Source organism: Thalassoglobus polymorphus (assembly GCF_007744255.1).
GTDB lineage: Bacteria > Planctomycetota > Planctomycetia > Planctomycetales > Planctomycetaceae > Thalassoglobus > Thalassoglobus polymorphus.
The window spans coordinates 5,311,060-5,330,004 of record NZ_CP036267.1 but is presented as its reverse complement, the minus strand read 5'-3'; the positions used below and the strand labels follow the sequence as shown (position 1 = coordinate 5,330,004).

Below are 18,945 nucleotides of genomic sequence, written 5' to 3'. Positions count from 1 at the left end.
ATTTTGTGAGATCGACGCATTCGGAAGCGTTGATTTTGGTCTGCTCGCTCAAATCCGCTTGAACCAACTCATCCTGCCTGACTGGACTTTGATGGGGTGAATGCGAGAATTCTGTAAAAATCAGTCTACACAATCCACCCAAAACGTGTTCTAATCGACGTTGCTCAAAGGAAAATGGTTTCTCGCAGACCTCCTCTGTCGAGATGGCGGCCTGCCATCAAATAACCAGTTGAACGGACTCTTCAGCCGAATAGACTCGGTTGCTTCCTAAAGGTGAGGGCATCATTTTTTGAAAGGTGGCAGTTCATCCTTTCAAACAATCACTCTTGTCGATCTGCATTTTTCCTTCAGCCAAACAGCCTAGAGTGACCAACCTTCAGGCAAACCTCCTTCAAGACAATAGTCACGAGCATGGTCGCATCACTGCGATGAAAGTTCAACTCTTGTTACCGAAGGTTCATGAACAGAACCCATGTTCTGTCACAATTTTTTCCCGTCACAGTCAACGACATTAATGGTGAATGTGACGCCACAAGTAATGTTCAGTCGTTTTTACTGACCAGTTCGAGACCTGTTTCGAGGATGATTTGAAAAAGGCTTTCTCAGATTTTGAGATCCGAAATTCAAATATTCAGAGCAGTTCTTTATTTCTGGTGGTTCATTTGAAGTGAATTTGGTTTCCAGCGACGTTTGAGAAGCAGGCGCAACACGCCTGCAGGAGACTTCGGGGCACGTCCCAATTCAGATCAGCAGGATACTGAAGAAGCGTGGAAACGAAGGCTCCCAATGTCTCTTGAACGCTGGGCATCGTGTTCCGTAGTGAATTCCTACTGAAAGTCAGTCCGTAGAGGCCAGTCAAGCAGACCGCCTGATTGTGCCTCCCGATCCGTTGAAAGTCGAGTTGTCCAATGGAATCTACTAAAAAATTTGTTCGATTGCTTCCCTCTACCGATCTCCCTCGGTACACGCACATTCCTGGGTCAGGGTCACCGCATCCTTATCGGGACCCCCGTGGCCATAGTTACAACCGCCGTCCGCAGCCTCCTAAAGGACTGAAAGAGGCTCAGTGGACTGAAAACCGCAGTTATCTGATCGCCCTGGATTACTTCAATCTCGGATTCTATTGGGAAGCTCATGATGAGTGGGAACGATTGATGCGAGCAACAGGTGTCGATTCGATGTGTGGCCTGTTTCTGAAAGGTCTCGTCAAGATGGCTGCTGCAGGGATCAAGGTTCGTGAAGAAAGTATCCACGGAGTCCGCCGGCACGCGGCCTCTGCTGGCGAAGTGTTCGCAGACGTCGCTGCGGAATCGGATCAGGATCGCTATTGCGGACTCGATTTCACAATCCTGCAGTTCGCAGCGGATCGCGCAGCTCAGCTGAGTTACCCGTCGGATCTGGAGCCCGGTCGTCCGTTGAGAGTCTTCCCATTTATTCTGCTGCCTGAGCCAATTCCGTTGCTCTAAATTTCAGTTTTGCTTGGATCGGTTTCATCGAGGCTGAATAGCTCTGCAGAAGCCTCTGCGTGCGATGCTTTTGGGAATGTATTCAGTTGAAGTCGCTGTCATGTCATTGCTGGGATTTCAGCGTCATGGTGTCAGCGATTTTTGAGAGCTCGTTCAGGTTTTATGAGAGTCGATACGTGTCGAGATCGTGGGAAAACAGATGGCTGGTTCGGCACTTGGTCGAGAAGAGTATATTGAACAGGCATATTTCTTTCGTGTTTATCGCGAGCGGTTAGAGGACAGCACGCCTTCACAGGAGATACTCTCTGCTCTGAAAGAAGAAATTCTGACCACAACCAAGTTGCCGATGGCAATTGATTTTCTGATTGGGGAAATTCAATTGAACGGACGTCTGGGTGACGGAATGGTACGTTTGTCGCATTATTTTTCCCCGTTTCAAACATTCATCGTTCAGAAAGCAGAAGAGGATAATGCTCGGTTTGACTTTCGTGTTGCATTGAAGATCCTCGAACGCGAAGCGGAGTTTCGAAGTTCCGACGAGCTCGATCAGGCGGCGTTGTTTATCTATCAATTTGAGTGTCTCGCACGAAATCGACTTGGGTACGACCACGGAGTTTCTGCGATTGCGGGCGATTCCGTCTACTCTCAAGATTGGCGGGACTGGATACGAAAAATTCGGTTCGATCTCGGGACAGTCGATTTTTCTGACATGCTCTACATGCGTTCGGAACAGCATGTGATCGATGTACAAAAACGTCAAAACGACCCGGAATACAGTCCTTCGTATCCTGTTCTGTTTGACTCACGGGCTGGTCGGATTGCCCGAGCCAATCACGGGAAGGATCCGTTGTACCTGTTTGCCGCTTTGCAGAGACAGCTCGGGTATCCGGTTGTCCCGCGAGGAAAAACTGTCGTCAAACCCGAGATTCATCCTGCATTGGAGGCTCGGATTCATCGGTTGGAAGCCAGGCTGGCACTGCTGGAGCAGGAGGAAAAGGGAGGCATTGACCTCTCTCCTTTTTACGAAGAGGGCGGAAAGTTCAAGGACGGCCCAAACACAATATAGAACTGATCCTGAAACCTGAGATTGCTCTCTCGAATAGAGCATCTTCCGAATTGGTTTGCAGGATCTGCCTCGTGGCGAACATTATTATTAGTAGAGATATGCGTTCATCACGGGCACACGGTAGAGCAAACTGCTCTAGTGAGGAAATGAACCATTTCAAAAGTTTTCGGACTGGCTCTCAAGGCCAGATTCTTGAAATAATTCAGGTGGCTTGAGCCATTTGATCATTCTCACTAGCCCCCTAAGATACAGGGACGAATTAATCAGTAAACGCGAGGTGGAGGCAGAATGTCTTCGACAACATACATGACGCTTGAGGAACTCAAAGAAGAATTCGAATTTCTGGGAGATTGGGAAGCACGTTGCGACTTTCTGATCGACTTGGGTTTCGAACTTCCAAAACTTCCCGATGATGCGAAAATCGAACCCAACCGAGTGCATGGGTGTCAAAGTAATGTTTGGCTGATTGCATCAGTGAATGAAGATCATGAGCCTGCCACGATTCGATTTCTGGCCAACAGTGATGCCATGATCGTCAACGGATTAATCGCTGTTCTGATGGCGATTTACGACGACAAGACGCCAGAAGAGATCGTCGAAACGGACGTTGAAGAAATTTTTCACGAACTCGAACTTGATCGGTATTTAAGCCCCGCAAGGAAGAATGGTTTGTTCGGAATGGTCAAACGTGTCCGCCAAATCGCAATTCTCGCTGCATCTCAGGATTCGGAATAACTTATCACTTTTCGGCCCCTCTTCACGTGGTTGAGGTGAGCGAGTAATAATGTTTGACAAGAGTACTGAGATCATTTTCTGGACTGGAACGGCGTGGACTTGTTCAGGTTTTGTGAAAGCGAAGAAATCATGAGCAAGATTATGGAGACTCAATTATTGGACATCGCTGCCATCCGTGATCAGTTTCCCGTTTTTCGAGAAACGCTGCCGAATGGTTCTCCTGTTACATTTCTTGATAGTGGAGCGTCAGCACAAAAACCACAATGTGTCATCGACGCTGAAAGAGAAGTTCTCGAGACCCACTACGCCAATGCTTATCGAGGCGTGTACCAGTTTGGAGCGCAAATCGACGAAGAACTCGAAGCAAGCCGTGAAGCAGTTCGCCGTCTGATCAATGCTGATGACAGTTCCGAGATTATATTCACCTCCGGGACGACGATGTCCCTGAACATGATCGCCTTCGGGTGGGGGGGACGTCATCTGAAAGCAGGTGATGAAATTCTCCTCAACCATATGGAGCATCACGCGAACATTGTCCCCTGGCAACAGGTCGCAGAGCGAACCGGGGCGGTTGTCCGCTATCTCCCTCTCACAGCAGACGGGCGACTCGACTTGCAGCGACTTGATGAGTTCATCACTCCCAAAACGAAGATTCTATCGGTGACCGGGATGTCGAACGTTCTCGGAACGATCAATCCAATCCCGGAACTCTCCAAACGTATCCACGATGTTGGAGGGGTTTTCGTTGTCGATGCTGCTCAAAGTGTGCCGCATCAGGTTGTTGATGTCATCGCTGATCAAATTGATTTCTTGGCTTTCTCCGGGCACAAGCTGTATGGTCCGACCGGAATCGGCATCATGTACGGGCGCAGCGACCTGTTGGAGCAGACCGATCCCCTGCTCTTTGGTGGCCATATGATTGACCGTGTTTATGAAGACCACTCGAGTTGGGCTGAAGCACCAGCGAAGTTTGAAGCGGGAACGCTACCGATTGTTCAGGCGATTGCTCTGAAAACCGCCGTCGAGTACGTTGAAGGTATTGGGTTCGAGGCGATGCACGGGCACGAGGTCAGCTTAACGCAATCTGCTCATCAACGGTTGATGGAGTTTCCCGGGGTAACCATTTACGGCCCTTCAATTGAACACAAAGGTGCCATCCTCAGCTTCACGATGGAAGGCGCTCACCCAGAGGACTTAGCCCAGCTTCTGGATCGTAAAGGAGTTTTCGTTCGTCACGGTCATCACTGTACAATGCCGCTGCACGATCTTTTGGGGGTCTCTTCGACAGTTCGTGTCAGTTTCGGCCTGTATAATAATCAAGATGACATTGATCGCTTGGTCGACGCCTTGCAATTCGCTCGGCACCGGTTACGTTTGGGATGAAAACCTGCTCGAAATCACACAGCGGGTCGGGTATTATTTTTAGAACTGATCCCGAAACTTGAAATTGCTCTGTCAAACGTTGAGGAAAGCGGCCATTTCAGAGGTTTTCGGACTGGTTCTTAAGAAGTGTAGACAATGCTGAAATGGTCTTTGCCTCTCCTGAAGGCAACGACCAATTGGTTAGCTCTTGTTGGATCTTATAGAATTTCCAGTACCACTTCTCGTTTTATCGAATACAACGTTTCCGAGTATGTCCACCGATTTCGCCGAAACTGATAGCTCTTCTTCCTCCCCGGATGGGTTTGTGGAGCGGCAATCTGCAACACTCTTCGCGCCTCCATCTCCATTGGTGCTCGAAAGTGGTGAGACACTTGGGCCGATCACCGTTGCCTACCAAACATATGGAACGCTTTCGCCGAGAAAAGATAACGTCATTTACATCTGTCATGCGTTAACGGGCGATGCTCATGTGGCGGGCAGGCACAACGAAAAGGAAAGGAAGCCAGGTTGGTGGAACGGCTTCATCGGTCCGGGAAAAGCGATCGACACAAACAGATACTTCGTTGTCTGTTCCAATATCCTTGGCGGCTGTCAGGGGACGACGGGTCCCAGTTCGGAAAATCCGCAAACCGGAAAACCATACGGCCCCGATTTTCCGTTCATCACGATTCGGGATATCGTCAATGTTCACAATGCGTTGCTGGATCATTTGGGAATCGAAAACGTCCTTGCCGTTGTGGGGGGAAGTTTAGGGGGGATGCAAGTCCTCGAATGGGTTGTTAATCGACCTGAGCGAGTTGGGGCAGCGATTGTGCTTGCCTCTGGACCCAAGCTCAACGCTCAAGGAATTGCATTCAATGCAGTCGGCCGACGCGCCATTTACAGCGATCCACTCTTTCAGGATGGCTGGTACTACGGTGAAGAGGAGAAGCCGCACTTCGGTCTCGCACTCGCTCGGATGGTGGCCCATATTACCTATCTCTCCGAACAGTCGATTGAGTTGAAGTTTGGACGCAAGCTGCAAAATGGAGATGAATTTGGTTTCGATTTGAAATCGGAAACAGAATTCCAAATTGAAAGTTATCTGCACTATCAGGGAAATCGTTTTGTTGAACGCTTCGATGCCAACAGCTATCTCACGTTGACGCGGGCGATGGACTACTTCGATCTAGGTGAAGCATATGGGTCGATTGCAGATGCGTTTTCTCGGGTGCAAAGTCGGTTTCTCGTCATTTCGTATGACACCGATTGGCTTTACCCAACTCCACAAAGTAAAGAGATCGTTCGAGCGCTTGTTGATGCGAAACGGCATGTCACTTTCAAGGAGTTAAAAAGTGCATACGGTCACGATGCATTTTTGATTGATCAGGAATTGCCCAAACTCGGAAGTCTGGTCAGCCCGTTTCTGGCCAGGACATACTCTGACCGGCAGTAGAACAGTTCGTGTCTCTCTCTTCGTGGCATTTGTTTACATGTGATGAGTCGATCAATTTCACAAGGTGAGATACGAAAACCAATTTGAAAAATACTGCCGCTGTAGAACGCAGACCTCTTTTCCAAGAATGCTCAAAGATGAATTGTCGCTATGTGTGCAAAACGAATCCACTTACCTGATCCACGATCTGCTGTGACGAATGATATTATCATCGATAAGATCACTCCCGGAAGCAGAGTTGTCGACCTGGGTTGTGGAGACGCAACTTTAGTTGCACGACTACGAGATGATCATGGGTGCGATGTGTTTGGAGTCGAACTCGATGACGATGCGTTCATTAAAGGGATCGAAAAAGGGGTCCCGATGCTCCAGACCGATTTGAATTCCGGCCTCGCGGAACTTCCTTCGCAAAGCTTCGACTTCGCGATTCTCAGCCAAACGTTGCAACAAATTGATCGACCGCTCGACTTGCTCAATGAGATTTTCCGGGTGGCGAAAAGAGCGCTGGTCGTGGTTCCTAACTTTGCACATTGGCGAATTCGGTTACAGGTAGCTCTGCGCGGGCGCGCTCCAGTGACCGACCATCTCCCCTATGAATGGTACGAATCACCAAACGTTCACTTCTTGTCGCTTGTCGACTTCCGCGAACTCGCCAGCCAAGGGAATTTTCGTGTCCTGAGGGAACTCCCCATTATTGGTGACCGGGCTGTCAAGAAAGCGTACTTTGCCAATTTACGGGCCCACAGTGCGTTGTATGTTCTCGAACGTTCAGCGCCAGTGCTGCCGCAGGATGAACTGTCTCCACAAGAAAAAACTGTCGCCGCTTCAGTTTGAAGAGACAACAGTTTTGGAGAAGCGGTGCATCCGAACCGGCCTCAGTAGTTCTTTGGCGTCGCCGTCTGAGGCTGCTTGGATGCCAGATTCGAGCTCTTTGAATTGGTACGCACTGAGTTTCTGTTCAGCGTCTTCCTGTTCGGCAGATTTAATCTGCTTCGGGCAGTACAGCGATGCACTCAACTTCGTAGCGAATCGTAGATGGCAGGCAATTCGTGATCGTTGTCCGCGTTGGCAGCGGGTTCTGAAAGTATTCTGCGTAGAGCTTATTGTATTCCGCGAGGTCGGCGTCATCGCGGACATAGTTCCTCGTCTGAACGATGTTTTGCAGATCGCACCCTGCCGTCTTCAAGACCGCGCGCAGGTTCTCGATTGAGCGACGAAACTCTCCTTCAAAACTGTCTCCGATAATTTTTCCAGAGGCATCAACGGAAGCCTGACCAGAGACAAACACAAGATTCCCGACCACTGCACAGGGGCTGAAAGGGAGATGTGAAGTGGGAGTGTTTTCGTCTTGCGGGTATTGAATGTTTGATTGGGACATTTTTCGTCTTTCTGGTTGTCTTTTTTCAAATAAGTGAGAAGTTGGAGTCGTTCAGGACGTCATTTTTCCGAACAATATTTGGATCCATATCCGGTACGTTTCGCCTTGAAATAAGTTGTCTGAAAACTCATGCAACTGGCCTTCATGGGCACGACAAGTATTGGGGGGCTCTATCTGGTCAGTTGGCTTCACTCAACTTTGCTGTTCGCGTTGATTCCCAAGGCACATAAGCCGGCCATGAGATACCCCAGCGAGAAGAGGTAAAAGGCGGGCGTCCAGTCGGCATCGGGGACCGTTGCATCGACTACGATCGGGACGAGCAATGGGGATGTCGCGGCTCCGAAGTTTCCCCACATGTTTCCCCAGCCAAACACCGCAGCTGTGTTCTTTCCACCGACATCCTGCATGTAGGCCCAAATCGAAGGGACACTGAGATCAGTCGCGAATGCAACGATCGACGCGGCAATCACAAAGCTCCAGGCCGATTCCAGTCTTAAACAGGAAAGATAAGCAATCATGGCGACTGTATAACAGGTAACCATAGGGAGTGAACGCCCCCATCGCCGCCCGAAGTGCCGGACCGAAATGTCTGTCACCATTCCTCCACAGAGCGTTCCCACAATTCCTGAGGCCAGCACGATCGTCGACATCAACCCGCCTGTTTTTGGGTCGACATGTTTCACCTCCTGCAGGTACGTCGGCAGCCAGGTCACCAGAAAGACCCAACCGAGATTGATTCCGAACTGTAAAAAACTCATCAACCACATTGTGTGGCTGCGGATCAATGGGAGCAGTGGCAGAAACTGAGGCGGGCTCAAGTCGCCCGCGTCGTCATCGCCGTAGGAGATCAATTCTTGTTCACCAGTATCACACAAGGGGTGCTCTGTGGGTGTCTCGCGATAGATTCTCCAGAAGTGAAACGCGACGAGAAAACCGGCTGTGCCATACAAGATCAAGACAGCTCGCCAGGAGAGATAGTCTTTCAGCAGCCATGCAGTCAGGATCGGTGCAATCGTCCCACCTAAGCGTCCGCCAAACGAGACGACGCTACTCGCTCGGCCTCTCTGGGGGATGGGCATCCAGCGTTTGATGAGACTCCCAGCTGATGGGTAGCAACCTGCTTGGGCAAAACCAAACAACAGTCGCGCAACCATCAGCATGAGGAAGCCGTTGGCCAATCCGGTGAGAATCGTACAGAGCGACCAGATGCCGATGTAGATCGGCAGCATGGTTCTGGTTCCGAATCGATCCGACAGCCAACCTGCCGGAACCTGTCCCAGTGCATAAGTGAAAAAGAAGGCACCGAGGACCACGCCAATCTGTGTGTCAGAGATTCCCAAGTCAGACTTGAAAGCCTCTTCCTTGGCGATTTCAGCGATGCAGATACGGTCTAGATACAGCATCACCGCAGCGAGCGTTGTCGCTCCGAGGACGTGATGACGAACATGAGTGGACATAGGCTTGGTTACTTTGTTAGACGGTAGCTTGATTGTCCCGGTTGAAATAATTCTGGGAGCAAGCTGGTGCCAAGTCCCGGATCGGTCGGAAGTTGAAGTCGACCATTCTCAATGACCGGCTGGCGGTCGACGAGTTGATGATAGAACGTGCGGATGTGTGCTCGAACTGTTTCCTGAAAGACAACGTTCGATGAAGCTGCCGAACAGTGAAGCCCGGCATACATTGTGAGTGGTCCGGTGCAGTCATGCATCGTCGCGGGAACATTGAACGCTTGTGCGAGTTCGATGATTCGGCGAGTTTCGCTGATCCCTCCTGCCCAGGTCGGGTCGACCATCACATAATCGGCTGCGCCCGCATTCAGTAAAGAAAGATAAGATGTTCTTCCGAGGACCATTTCACTGGCTGCGATGGGCATTCCCGATTGACGCCGAAAGTCTGCAAGAGTTTGAACGTTGTCGACTCGCAAAACATCTTCCAACCACAACGGGCGAATTTCCTTCAGTGCATCAGCGATTCGGAGTGCCGATGCCAGTTGGAAAAATGCGTGTCCTTCGATCATGATTTCAATTTGATCTCCGACGCGATCACGGATGTCCCGCAAAGGTTTCATCGCTTCTTCGATTTCACCGCGCGAAAGATACAGGCCACTGTTCTTGTGGGCATGGCGATCAAACGGCCAGACCTTCATTCCGGTGATCCCTTCAGAGACGAGTTCCTCTGCAAGGTCCCCGGCAGCATGAATGGAAGACCAGTTGTCTTGCAGTGGTCCCGGTTTCCCTTCGTCTCCATAGCCGGGCCAGCCGGGGTGTTGTGAAGTCTCGACTTTCGACTGTTTCAGAGTCCCGTATCCGGGGCCTCCGCAGGTGTTGTAGATTCTGACTTCCGGCTGAACTGCTCCTCCCAGCAGCTTCCAGACCGGTTGTCCGCAAACTTGTCCCATGATATCCCACAAGGCGACATCAATAGCCGAGAGAGCACGCATTTCTGCACCCGGCAGTCCAAAAGCGGAACACCGCTCGTAAAGAAACCGCCAGTGTGCCTCGATGTCGGTGGCTTCGCTGCCGATGAGCCGTTCCGCCATCCAGTCATGAATCAGTCCATCAATGGCATGCGGCGTGTAGTACGTTTCCCCACAGCCTATTATTCCATCTTCGGTGTGAATGCGAACCAGGATCAGGTTCGTCATGATCTGTGACGGAATCACAGTTTCAATAGCAGTGATTTTAGGCATGGTGACTCGTTTCTAAATTCGTTGTCGTTGGGAGCATTTGCAATGCTTGTCGTGTCCGTGGGTGAAGGCTTTTACATAAATTTTCGACCAGTACCACGAGACAGTTTGATGAGACGGAGTACATAAGTCTTTTCAAACTGCCTTAGCTGGAGACTTCTGGTGTCCGGCGATCTTTTGTTCCGTCGATCAGCCCACGAATGTAACCGTATGCAAACAAGCGGCCAAGCATCGTATAGCCCGGTTCTCCATCGTCTTCTCCATAAAGTTGCGGGACGTGATCGGGACGGATCGGCCCATTGAATCCAATTTCCTGGTAAGCACGAAGTGCGGCAGCCATGTCTGTTGGGCCGTTGTCGTGGAATGTTTCGACGAATGCTTCAGGAGATCCTTGGGCGTCACGGAAGTGAACGTATTGAATATGGCGGCCGAGTCGGCGAATTGTGGAGGGGGTGTCAACACCCATCGCAGCGAATGTTCCCTGACAAAAACAGATGGCATTTCTCGGGCTTGGAACGAGAGCGACCAGTTTCTCAAACGCCTCGATGGAATTCATGATGCGCGCTTTGCGATGGAACACCGGCAGCGGAGGATCATCCGGGTGCATCACCAAAGTGACTTGAGCCTCTTCTGCGACGGGAATTACCTCTTTGAGAAAGGCTTCCAGATTCGCCCAAAGTTTCTCTGCGGAAATTTCCTCTTGGGAGAGTTCACTTTCGGTGGCATTGAGAGAAACTGCTTGCTCTGCCTGTTGAAGATTAAACCCGGTGACCTTTGCTCCTCCACGTTCAGGAGCGGACAGTTCCGTTCGGACCCAATCTGTTCCCGCCATAAAGTTGTAGCAGAGAAGCGGAACGCCGACTGTGCCGAGATTGCGAATCAACTCTTTCATTGCTCGCATCTCACTCCCATCTTCGTCGATACCCAACTTGATCTTTTCAATCGGCAGATAGCCTTCGATCGCGAAGAGTTGCAGGCCATGGTCCTCGATGCGCTGCTTTACGGTGACGAGGTCGTTCAACGTTGGTCCAGGGTACCGCGTCACAATCCCTTCGACCCCACATTGGACGGCGAGTTGCATGTTTTCCGGACTGGGCGGAGTGAGAACGCTCGCAAGTTTCATTGTGGCCGCCTGCTGAACTTCACTTATGTGGGAAACGCAATAATTGTGGCGGCATCTTAGCTGGTGTGATTGTCATCGTCGAACAAACCATGTGTTCACCATTAAAGCGGAGAGTCTGTTTAGCGGTTTATGTCGAGCGAATTTTTGAATGTTGGACCGAGGGTTGCCAGTCGACCAGTTTGAGTTCGACCGTTTCATAACCTCGGAAGCGGTTCATGTTAGTGGTGAAGCAAATTGAGAAGGGGCCTGTGATGGCCTCTTGCATTTCATCCGCCCATTCTCCTTTTCCGAAAGCAACGGCACGGAGAACCTTGCTGCCGTCTCGGACTCTCAGTGAGAGGTGGCGTTCGCCTCCCCCCATTTTTTTCGGAGGCTCAACTAATTCGATGTTGCTTGCTGAAAAGATTGGTCGACGATGTGCCGCTCCGTATGGTCCGAGCCAGTCGAGCTCTTTGACTGCACGATGCGTTAAGTCGTGGAGTGTCACTTCGGCATCAACGTCTAGTTCAGGTTGGGCTGAATCGGACGAGTTATCTTCCAAGGCGATTTGACCGAGTGTTTGGCGAAAGTCATCGAGTTGCTCGGACTTGACCCGTAAGCCAGCTGCTGCTTTGTGACCTCCAAAGGCCTCGAGGAGTTCGCTGCAAGCGGACAAGCCGGAGTGCAAGTCGTATCCATGGAAGGAGCGTCCTGACCCTTGTCCGATTCCTGACTCTGCGTTCATTGCAATCATGATTGTCGGACGTTCGTACTTTTCGGCAATCCGGCTGGCAACGATACCGATGACTCCGGGGTGCCAGTCTTCACTCGCTAAGACGAGTGCACCTGATTCGAGCCATTCGGGGTTTTCTTCGATCTGTTCTTTGGCCTGTTTGTAAATCTTTCGCTCAACTTTTTGTCGATCTTTGTTGAGCTGATCCATATAGTCGGCCAGTTGTGCAGCGCGTTGACGATTCTCAGTGGTGAGCAATTCGACTGCGAGCCGAGCTTGTCCCAGACGGCCAGCTGCGTTGATACGCGGGCCGATTCCGAATCCGATATCTTCGGCACTCAGCTCTTTTTGTTCATCGAGATTGGCGACTTTCAGAAGCATCGACAGGCCGGTCATGGATTTGTCGAGCAGTGTTGACAGGCCGTATTGCACAATGATTCGATTTTCGCCGATGAGCGGGACGACATCGGCAACTGTCCCGATGGCTGCCAGTCCGACGGCGGATTTCAGGTACTCACGCATTCGCGGAGAAGCTTTTGTTCCGTCACCCAGTTTTTGGCAAACAGCCCACGCCAGCTTGAAGGCGACGCCAGCCCCGCAAAGCTCCTTGAATGGATATTCACTGCCCGGCAATCGTGGATGGACGTTCGTCGCTGCGTCTGGCAATTCGTCCAGCATGGTGTGGTGATCGGTGATGATCAATTCCAGGCCGAGCTCTTTTGCGAGTGCTGCTTCTTTCAGGCTGCAGATTCCACAGTCAACTGTGATCACGAGTCGATCGGGGTCTTCTTCGTGGAGGGTCCGAATCGCTTCCAGATTCAGGCCATACCCTTCTTCGAGTCGGCAGGGGATGTAATAGTCGACCTTGGCCCCGGCGAGTTTCAAGCAGTGCCACAGGATACTCGTTGCGGTCACGCCATCGACGTCGTAGTCCCCATAAATCGTGATCCGTCGCTGAGATTTCATCGCAGCGATCATGCGGTCCGATGCCTCTTCCACTCCGGGTAATAATCCCGGATCGTGCAAGTCTTTCATTTGGGTGGTATACAGCTTGAGTGCTTGTTCTTTCGACTCAATTCCACGCGCAGCCAAGACTTGAGCAAGCAGTGGCGAACAGGACATCTCTTTGGTCAATCGCTTGATCGCTCCCTGATCGTGTGGTGCAAACCTCCATTGTTTTGGCATAAGATGTCGACTCAATTTGTTTGTGGTTTCTTCGGAAATTCCGTTTCAATGTGAGTGTACCGCGAAGCTGCTGGAATCCAAAGTGATTCAAAGTATCGCCGCAAATTGTGCTCCGATGCGATGTGTTACGAGGTATCGTGTTCCGCGACATTGTCGCCGGGCGAGGTTCGTGGCGCCGAACGAAGTCGGTTGATTTCTGCCTGCTGGCTTTACAGATTCGCGAAAACATCCTTGAGTTCAGGCATCGCTCCGTGATGTGAGGCCACGATGCCGCCGACCTTGTTGGCGAATTGACCGGAAACTTTCAGTGTTTTGCCTTGCAGCTGAGAAACGATCAACCCCGCCGTGAAGGCGTCTCCCGCTCCGACGGTGTCAGCGACTTGAATCTGTTCGCCAGCGACATCAACAGTCTCGTCTTGACTGCTCAACAAGCAGCCATTGGCTCCACGCGTGATGCAAACCAGATTGAGATCGAATTTCTGGATGAGTTCTTTGGAGAATGCTTGGAAATCCGACGGGACCCCCAGTAAAGGTGCCAGCAATTCGACTTCTTCGTCGTTCAGCTTGATGATGTTCGCCAATTTTAAAGAGGCTTCAATCCAGGCAATCTCATAGTAGTCTTGGCGAATGTTGACGTCGTACACTCGCAGGCAGTCGGGTGATGTGGCCCGCACAGCTTGTTGAATTGATGTCCTTGATTTCTCGCAACGTTGCGCGAGTGTCCCGAAGCAAACAGCTTTCGCTTTCTGCATGAGTTGCGAGAGTTCGTCGTGAAATTCAAGGTTGTCCCAGGCAACACCTTCGTGAATCACATACTCTGGTTGATTCTGTTCATTGAACGAAACTGTCACGCGACCAGTCGGGGCTGTCGGATCTCGCTGAATAGCGGAGGTTTGCAACCCTTTCGATTCAAGAAACGCGAGAAGCTCATCCCCTGATGGATCTGTCCCGATGCGGCTGACGATCACGCCTTGGCCGCCAAGTTGTTGTACCTGGAATGCAACATTTGCAGGCGCTCCACCGGGGCGCTTTTCATCGGGGAAAACATCCCAGAGAATTTCACCTAGCCCAACCACAATCGGTGAATTTTGAGAAGTAGTCATGATATCCTTGGCTTGCTCCGAGCTTTGTGTTTTCATTAATTCTAGCGCTCTGCGAGGACACTGCAACGTGAAGGGTTCCTCGATGACTGAATCAGTCGAAGTTCGTTCAACAGGTTAATCCTTCAAACTGGCGAACATGAAGTGTCGAGAAGAATTTTGAGATTTTCTTCCACAACATGCAGCTCTGTTGATTCTGCTCATTGACAGCTGAATTTCGACCCGCCTAGACTCTGCTCAACGAGCGACGCATCCAACTACGTGTATGAGTTTGGTTCAGTTTGGCTTGAATTCTTTGTTCCATGATTGGACTGAAGTTCATGACTGGGGTATTGGAGATCAAAAAGATTTAGTTTTTTGATCATGGTGCGGTGTCGAGATTTACAGTGTTAGTTTTTGGCAAGTTATGACGAACGCCAAAGCGGAATCGAGGAGCGGATCGTAGATGTTCATCAATGAAGACAGAGCTTCGGGATCGACACTCTGGAGGCGTCTGCAAGTCGGGCTTGTGAGTTTCGCCACCATCTTTGCTGCGTCGCCCCTTCTGGCGGCGGATTCGAATGACGTCCCAACTGAGGGAGTCATCGTCAGCTGGCTCATCGCTCTTGGGGGAGCAATCGCTGCTCTTTCCTTTGCGTATCGATTCTTTAAGTGGATGGTCGAGCAGGACGAAGGTGATGAGGCGATGGCCAGAATCGCCGGCTTCGTCCGTGAAGGAGCGGATGCTTATTTGTCGCGGCAATATCGTGTTGTTGCAATTTTCTTCGTGGTGACATCCGCGCTCTTGTTGCTGCTTGCTTATGCATTTAAAGCACAGTCAACCATTGTTCCCATCGCATTTTTATCGGGCGGTTTCTTTTCAGCTCTCGCTGGCTGGTGCGGGATGAAGACCGCCACGCTGGCAAGCTCACGTACAGCGCAAGCTTGTAAAACCAGCCTGAACGATGGTTTGCAGGTTGCGTTTCGTAGTGGAGCGGTGATGGGGCTGACGGTCGTCGGTCTGGGGTTGATCGATATCTGTATGTGGTTTGCTGTGCTGTATTGGGTCTTCCCTTTGCTCGGGACTACACTGACAATCCAGGAAATTACAGTAACGATGTTGTGCTTCGGAATGGGAGCCAGCAGCCAGGCATTGTTCGCTCGCGTTGGTGGAGGGATCTTTACGAAGGCCGCAGACGTCGGAGCAGATCTCGTCGGGAAGGTTGAAGCCGGGATTCCCGAAGACGACCCAAGAAACCCTGCGACCATTGCAGACAACGTCGGAGATAATGTTGGAGATGTCGCCGGAATGGGGGCAGACCTGTACGAGTCATACTCCGGTTCAATTTTAGCATCGGCAGCCATCGGTGTGGCGGCGTATCAGGGGCATCTCAAGATGCAAATGATGATGATGCTTTTGCCGATGGTCCTGGCTGGTTTAGGGATCGGCCTTTCGATTATGGGGATCTATCTCGTTCGTACCGATGAGAACGCTGATCAGAAGAAACTACTGAAAGCATTGGGAACCGGCATCAATGGCAGCAGCCTCGGAGTTGCTGCGGTTTCGGCCATTATGGTTTATCTGATGCTCGTTCGGCCTTCGGATTCTGTCTCTGAACAACTCGCTGCAGATGGACTGCGACACGGAACAGAAATGTTCGGAGTGCTCATCGCGATTCTCTCCGGTCTGGTCTCTGGTTGGGTGATCGGCTGGTGGACGGAACACGCCACAAGTGATGTTTATGCACCGACGAAAAGAATTGCCGACCAGTCGGTCACTGGTCCGGCAACAGTCATTATCGCGGGTGTCGCTGAAGGGTTTTACAGCGTTTGGGTTCCTATTGTGGTTGTCGGCGCAGCGATTCTGGTTGCCTTTGGTGCCTGCACCGGATTTCATTATGCAGATGCGGATCTGTTTGCGATGGGACTCTACGGAGTTGCGATTGCAGCAGTCGGGATGCTCAGTACGCTTGGAATCACACTAGCTACAGATGCGTATGGTCCCATTGCCGACAACGCAGGGGGCAACGCTCAAATGAGTGATCAGGACCCTCAGGTCCGCCAGAGAACTGATGCTCTCGACAGTTTAGGGAACACGACCGCCGCCACTGGAAAAGGGTTTGCGATTGGCTCAGCTGCACTGACGGCTCTCGCATTGTTAGCGGCTTACATGGAAGAGGTCCGAGTTGGTTTTGATCGCTGGGTGGAACCGATTGTTGTCGCTCAGACTGAGGACGAAGACAAGACGAATGCATTCGTCGTCGATTCAGGAGTCCTTGCAGTTCGCTTACCTGACACAAACAAGAACTCCGCTTTTCTTGTCTATGAACCAGTTTCGAAGAATCAGGCGATAAAAACAGAATCGCTCATTGGTGACGAAGCCAAAATCGGCGAGACAGTCCAGATCGACATTGATGAACTGGTCGATGATGGCATGATCGTCAACACGGCAACCGCCCGGATGCCTGACTTTGTTCGTTTTTATAACGTCACCATCATGAACCCGAAGGTGCTTGTCGGGATGTTCATGGGGGTGATGCTGGCGTTCGTCTTCTGTGCAATGACAATGAAAGCGGTTGGTCGCTCGGCGCAGTCTATGGTGAAAGAGGTCCGCAGGCAGTTCCATGAAATTGCAGGGATCATGGAAGGGACTGGCGAGCCCGACTACGCATCGTGTGTTGATATTAGTACTCGTGCTGCTCAGCGAGAAATGATTGTCCCGGCACTATTGGGGCTCATTGTGCCTGTTTTGGTCGGGATGGTGCTTGGTGTTGGCGGAGTCATGGGAATGCTCGCTGGCGGGTTGACCTCAGGCTTTGCTGTTGCAGTCATGATGTCCAATGCAGGTGGTGCCTGGGACAATGCAAAGAAGTATATCGAAGCTGGTGCTCATGGCGGGAAAGGGACCGACGCTCACAAAGCTGCAGTCGTCGGCGATACCGTTGGGGACCCGTTCAAGGATACCTCTGGTCCAAGCCTGAACATTCTCATCAAGTTGATGAGCATCGTCAGCATTGTCTTCGCTGGACTGATCGTGCAATTTTCTCTGCATCTGTGATCAGCGTAACTGCTGCGAGGCATTTTTCAGCGGTAGTGAAAATCAGAGACTTCAGAGATTTTCGGACTGATTCTCAACAAATCAGTCTGCGGAGATGCGTCTTTGGTGAACATTTCACCCAATCTTTGTGTCCTTTGATAATGTGAGGACTCGGCCGATTTCAGGAAAAAATTAGAAAAATGTGAAGAAAATTAGGATTTCTTCCTCCCTTTCAAAAACATTGCCCTGAATCGCATTCGAAATGCGTAGAATATCGGTAGAGTCAACAGCCAAGCTGGCGGGATGATTTTCGCCCAGCTCACATTGCAAGTGAAAGGATACTGAATTGACAAATGCCACCCAAACCCGTGTCAGCAAAACAGACGGCCAAGTCACAGCGATCCGTTCGGAAGCTGTGGTTCAAAGAGCGCTCGAAAACGCCTGTCGAATTGCGAATGTCTGCGATGAATATCGAGGTTTGGACACAGTCGTGCTCGACCTCACGCAGGTGACTCCATTGTTTGACTACTTCGTGGTTACAACTGGAAAAAGTCGCCGGCAGCTTCACGCAATCGCTGACCATTCCGACGATGCGATGAGAGATGTCGGTTCGCAACGGCGCAGTACGTCCGGCTATGAAACCGAATGGGTTTGCCAGGATTACGGTGATGTTGTCCTGCACGTCTTCTCGCCCGATGCGAGAAACCTATACGACCTGGAAAATCTCTGGGCTGATGCCCCTCGTGTCGACTGGCAGGCAGCTGTCAACAACGCGTAGTTATTGATATAGATCACTTCGTGGCGTTATCTCACGAGAGTGCTTGGATAAGAAAGTTTGTCGCTTCGCGCTAAAATGCGAAGCGACTCTCTATTACGACGACCCACTCAACCTCTGAGACGCTCAACCTGTCAGTGTTGCCATCATGATGCCCGCTGCAACGGAGACGTTCAGAGAAGTCACTTCTCCAAGTGGCGGAATTTGGCAAACTTGATCACAGTTTTCTTGCGTCAGTCGGCGTAAACCTTTTTCCTCGTTGCCGATCACAAGTAGCCATCGCCGGTCTCGATCGACTTCCGCAAGTTTCATTTCCGCATGCTCGGAAGTACCCAGGACCCAGAGGTCTTTCTTCTTTGCGACTTCCAGCGCGCGAGACAGATTTGTTTGCATCACGATCGGAACTGTTTCAACTCCGCCAGCTGCTGTGTCGTAAACTGTTCCAGTCAATGGAGCTGATCGATCTTGCGTCATGATGACTCCTTTGACTCCGAAGAACGCAGCCGTTCTAAAGACGGCTCCGACATTGTGCGGGTCTTGAAGCTGGTCGAACGCAAGCCACAAACCTCGTGGTGATGCATCGCTGAACAGGTCGTCCAATGTCACGCTCGATTTCTCGCGAACGACACCGTACGTTGTCCCGATTCGGCCGCTCTCGTCTCTTTGGCGCCGACGGCGATTTCCTTGAGAGATCGGTTCCTGAACCGAAATTCGCATGCTTCTTGCTGTCTCTGCAGCCTCCTTCCACGCTTCGCTACTCTTCGTTGTACTGGCATGAACTTCCATCACATCTTGCGGACGATGTTTTAAGGCCGCGAGTACGCTGTGTGGGTTTGTGAGTTTCAGGGTTGCCATATTTAGAGCATCGTTCGAATTGGTTTGCAG

15 protein-coding genes are annotated in these 18,945 nt (G+C 51.1%); 8 read left to right on the top strand and 7 right to left on the bottom strand.

Features of this window, described 5'->3' with window-relative positions:
* Positions 1–908: 908 nt before the first annotated feature.
* The 6 genes from Mal48_RS19320 to metW all read left to right on the top strand — a co-directional run bounded on the left by Mal48_RS19320 (position 909) and on the right by metW (position 6,919).
* A complete protein-coding gene (locus Mal48_RS19320; protein WP_145203523.1) occupies positions 909–1,466 on the top strand; it encodes a DUF309 domain-containing protein in 558 nt (185 codons plus the stop codon).
* Between the two features lie 199 nt (positions 1,467–1,665).
* Positions 1,666–2,532 carry a hypothetical protein gene (locus tag Mal48_RS19315; protein ID WP_145203507.1) on the top strand — a complete coding sequence of 289 codons (867 nt, stop codon included), beginning with the start codon at positions 1,666–1,668 and terminating at the stop codon, positions 2,530–2,532.
* 288 nt (positions 2,533–2,820) lie between these two features.
* Positions 2,821–3,267 (top strand): SufE family protein, encoded by a 447-nt coding sequence (locus Mal48_RS19310; RefSeq protein ID WP_197441837.1) that lies wholly within the window; start codon positions 2,821–2,823, stop codon positions 3,265–3,267.
* A gap of 129 nt (positions 3,268–3,396) precedes the next feature.
* Positions 3,397–4,650 (top strand): aminotransferase class V-fold PLP-dependent enzyme, encoded by a 1,254-nt coding sequence (locus tag Mal48_RS19305; protein WP_145203505.1) that lies wholly within the window; start codon positions 3,397–3,399, stop codon positions 4,648–4,650.
* Between the two features lie 250 nt (positions 4,651–4,900).
* Positions 4,901–6,085, top strand: coding sequence for a homoserine O-acetyltransferase MetX (gene metX / locus Mal48_RS19300; RefSeq protein ID WP_145203502.1), 1,185 nt, complete (start codon positions 4,901–4,903; stop codon positions 6,083–6,085).
* Positions 6,086–6,235: 150 nt separating this feature from the next.
* Positions 6,236–6,919, top strand: a complete 684-nt coding sequence (gene metW, locus Mal48_RS19295; RefSeq protein WP_145203498.1) for a methionine biosynthesis protein MetW — start codon at positions 6,236–6,238, stop codon at positions 6,917–6,919.
* A gap of 148 nt (positions 6,920–7,067) precedes the next feature.
* Here the strand turns inward: metW and Mal48_RS19290 are convergent, their stop codons facing one another.
* From Mal48_RS19290 to Mal48_RS19265, 6 genes are all read right to left on the bottom strand, one after another.
* Positions 7,068–7,463: a RidA family protein gene (locus tag Mal48_RS19290; RefSeq protein ID WP_145203495.1), complete on the bottom strand. Its 396-nt coding sequence runs from the start codon at positions 7,461–7,463 to the stop codon at positions 7,068–7,070.
* 188 nt (positions 7,464–7,651) lie between these two features.
* Positions 7,652–8,920 (bottom strand): MFS transporter, encoded by a 1,269-nt coding sequence (locus Mal48_RS19285; protein WP_145203492.1) that lies wholly within the window; start codon positions 8,918–8,920, stop codon positions 7,652–7,654.
* Between the two features lie 8 nt (positions 8,921–8,928).
* Positions 8,929–10,152, bottom strand: a complete 1,224-nt coding sequence (locus Mal48_RS19280) for a mandelate racemase/muconate lactonizing enzyme family protein (RefSeq protein WP_145203489.1) — start codon at positions 10,150–10,152, stop codon at positions 8,929–8,931.
* A 142-nt stretch (positions 10,153–10,294) separates the two neighbouring features.
* The gene (locus Mal48_RS19275) at positions 10,295–11,272 is read right to left on the bottom strand and encodes a mannonate dehydratase (RefSeq protein ID WP_145203486.1); all 978 of its coding nucleotides are present in this window, start codon (positions 11,270–11,272) and stop codon (positions 10,295–10,297) included.
* A gap of 127 nt (positions 11,273–11,399) precedes the next feature.
* Positions 11,400–13,169 carry a single-stranded-DNA-specific exonuclease RecJ gene (gene recJ, locus Mal48_RS19270; protein ID WP_145203483.1) on the bottom strand — a complete coding sequence of 590 codons (1,770 nt, stop codon included), beginning with the start codon at positions 13,167–13,169 and terminating at the stop codon, positions 11,400–11,402.
* 209 nt (positions 13,170–13,378) lie between these two features.
* Complete coding sequence (locus tag Mal48_RS19265; protein WP_197441836.1) at positions 13,379–14,272, bottom strand: carbohydrate kinase family protein; 894 nt, start codon at positions 14,270–14,272, stop codon at positions 13,379–13,381.
* Between the two features lie 442 nt (positions 14,273–14,714).
* Between Mal48_RS19265 and Mal48_RS19260 the strand changes: the two genes are divergently transcribed.
* Together Mal48_RS19260 and rsfS are read left to right on the top strand one after the other, a co-directional pair.
* Positions 14,715–17,306: a sodium-translocating pyrophosphatase gene (locus Mal48_RS19260; protein ID WP_145203476.1), complete on the top strand. Its 2,592-nt coding sequence runs from the start codon at positions 14,715–14,717 to the stop codon at positions 17,304–17,306.
* A 325-nt stretch (positions 17,307–17,631) separates the two neighbouring features.
* Complete coding sequence (gene rsfS / locus Mal48_RS19255; RefSeq protein WP_231739728.1) at positions 17,632–18,063, top strand: ribosome silencing factor; 432 nt, start codon at positions 17,632–17,634, stop codon at positions 18,061–18,063.
* Between the two features lie 123 nt (positions 18,064–18,186).
* On the opposite strand, the gene rlmB is transcribed toward rsfS, so the two are convergent.
* Positions 18,187–18,915: a 23S rRNA (guanosine(2251)-2'-O)-methyltransferase RlmB gene (gene rlmB / locus Mal48_RS19250; protein ID WP_145203473.1), complete on the bottom strand. Its 729-nt coding sequence runs from the start codon at positions 18,913–18,915 to the stop codon at positions 18,187–18,189.
* Between the last annotated feature and the right edge of the window lie 30 nt (positions 18,916–18,945).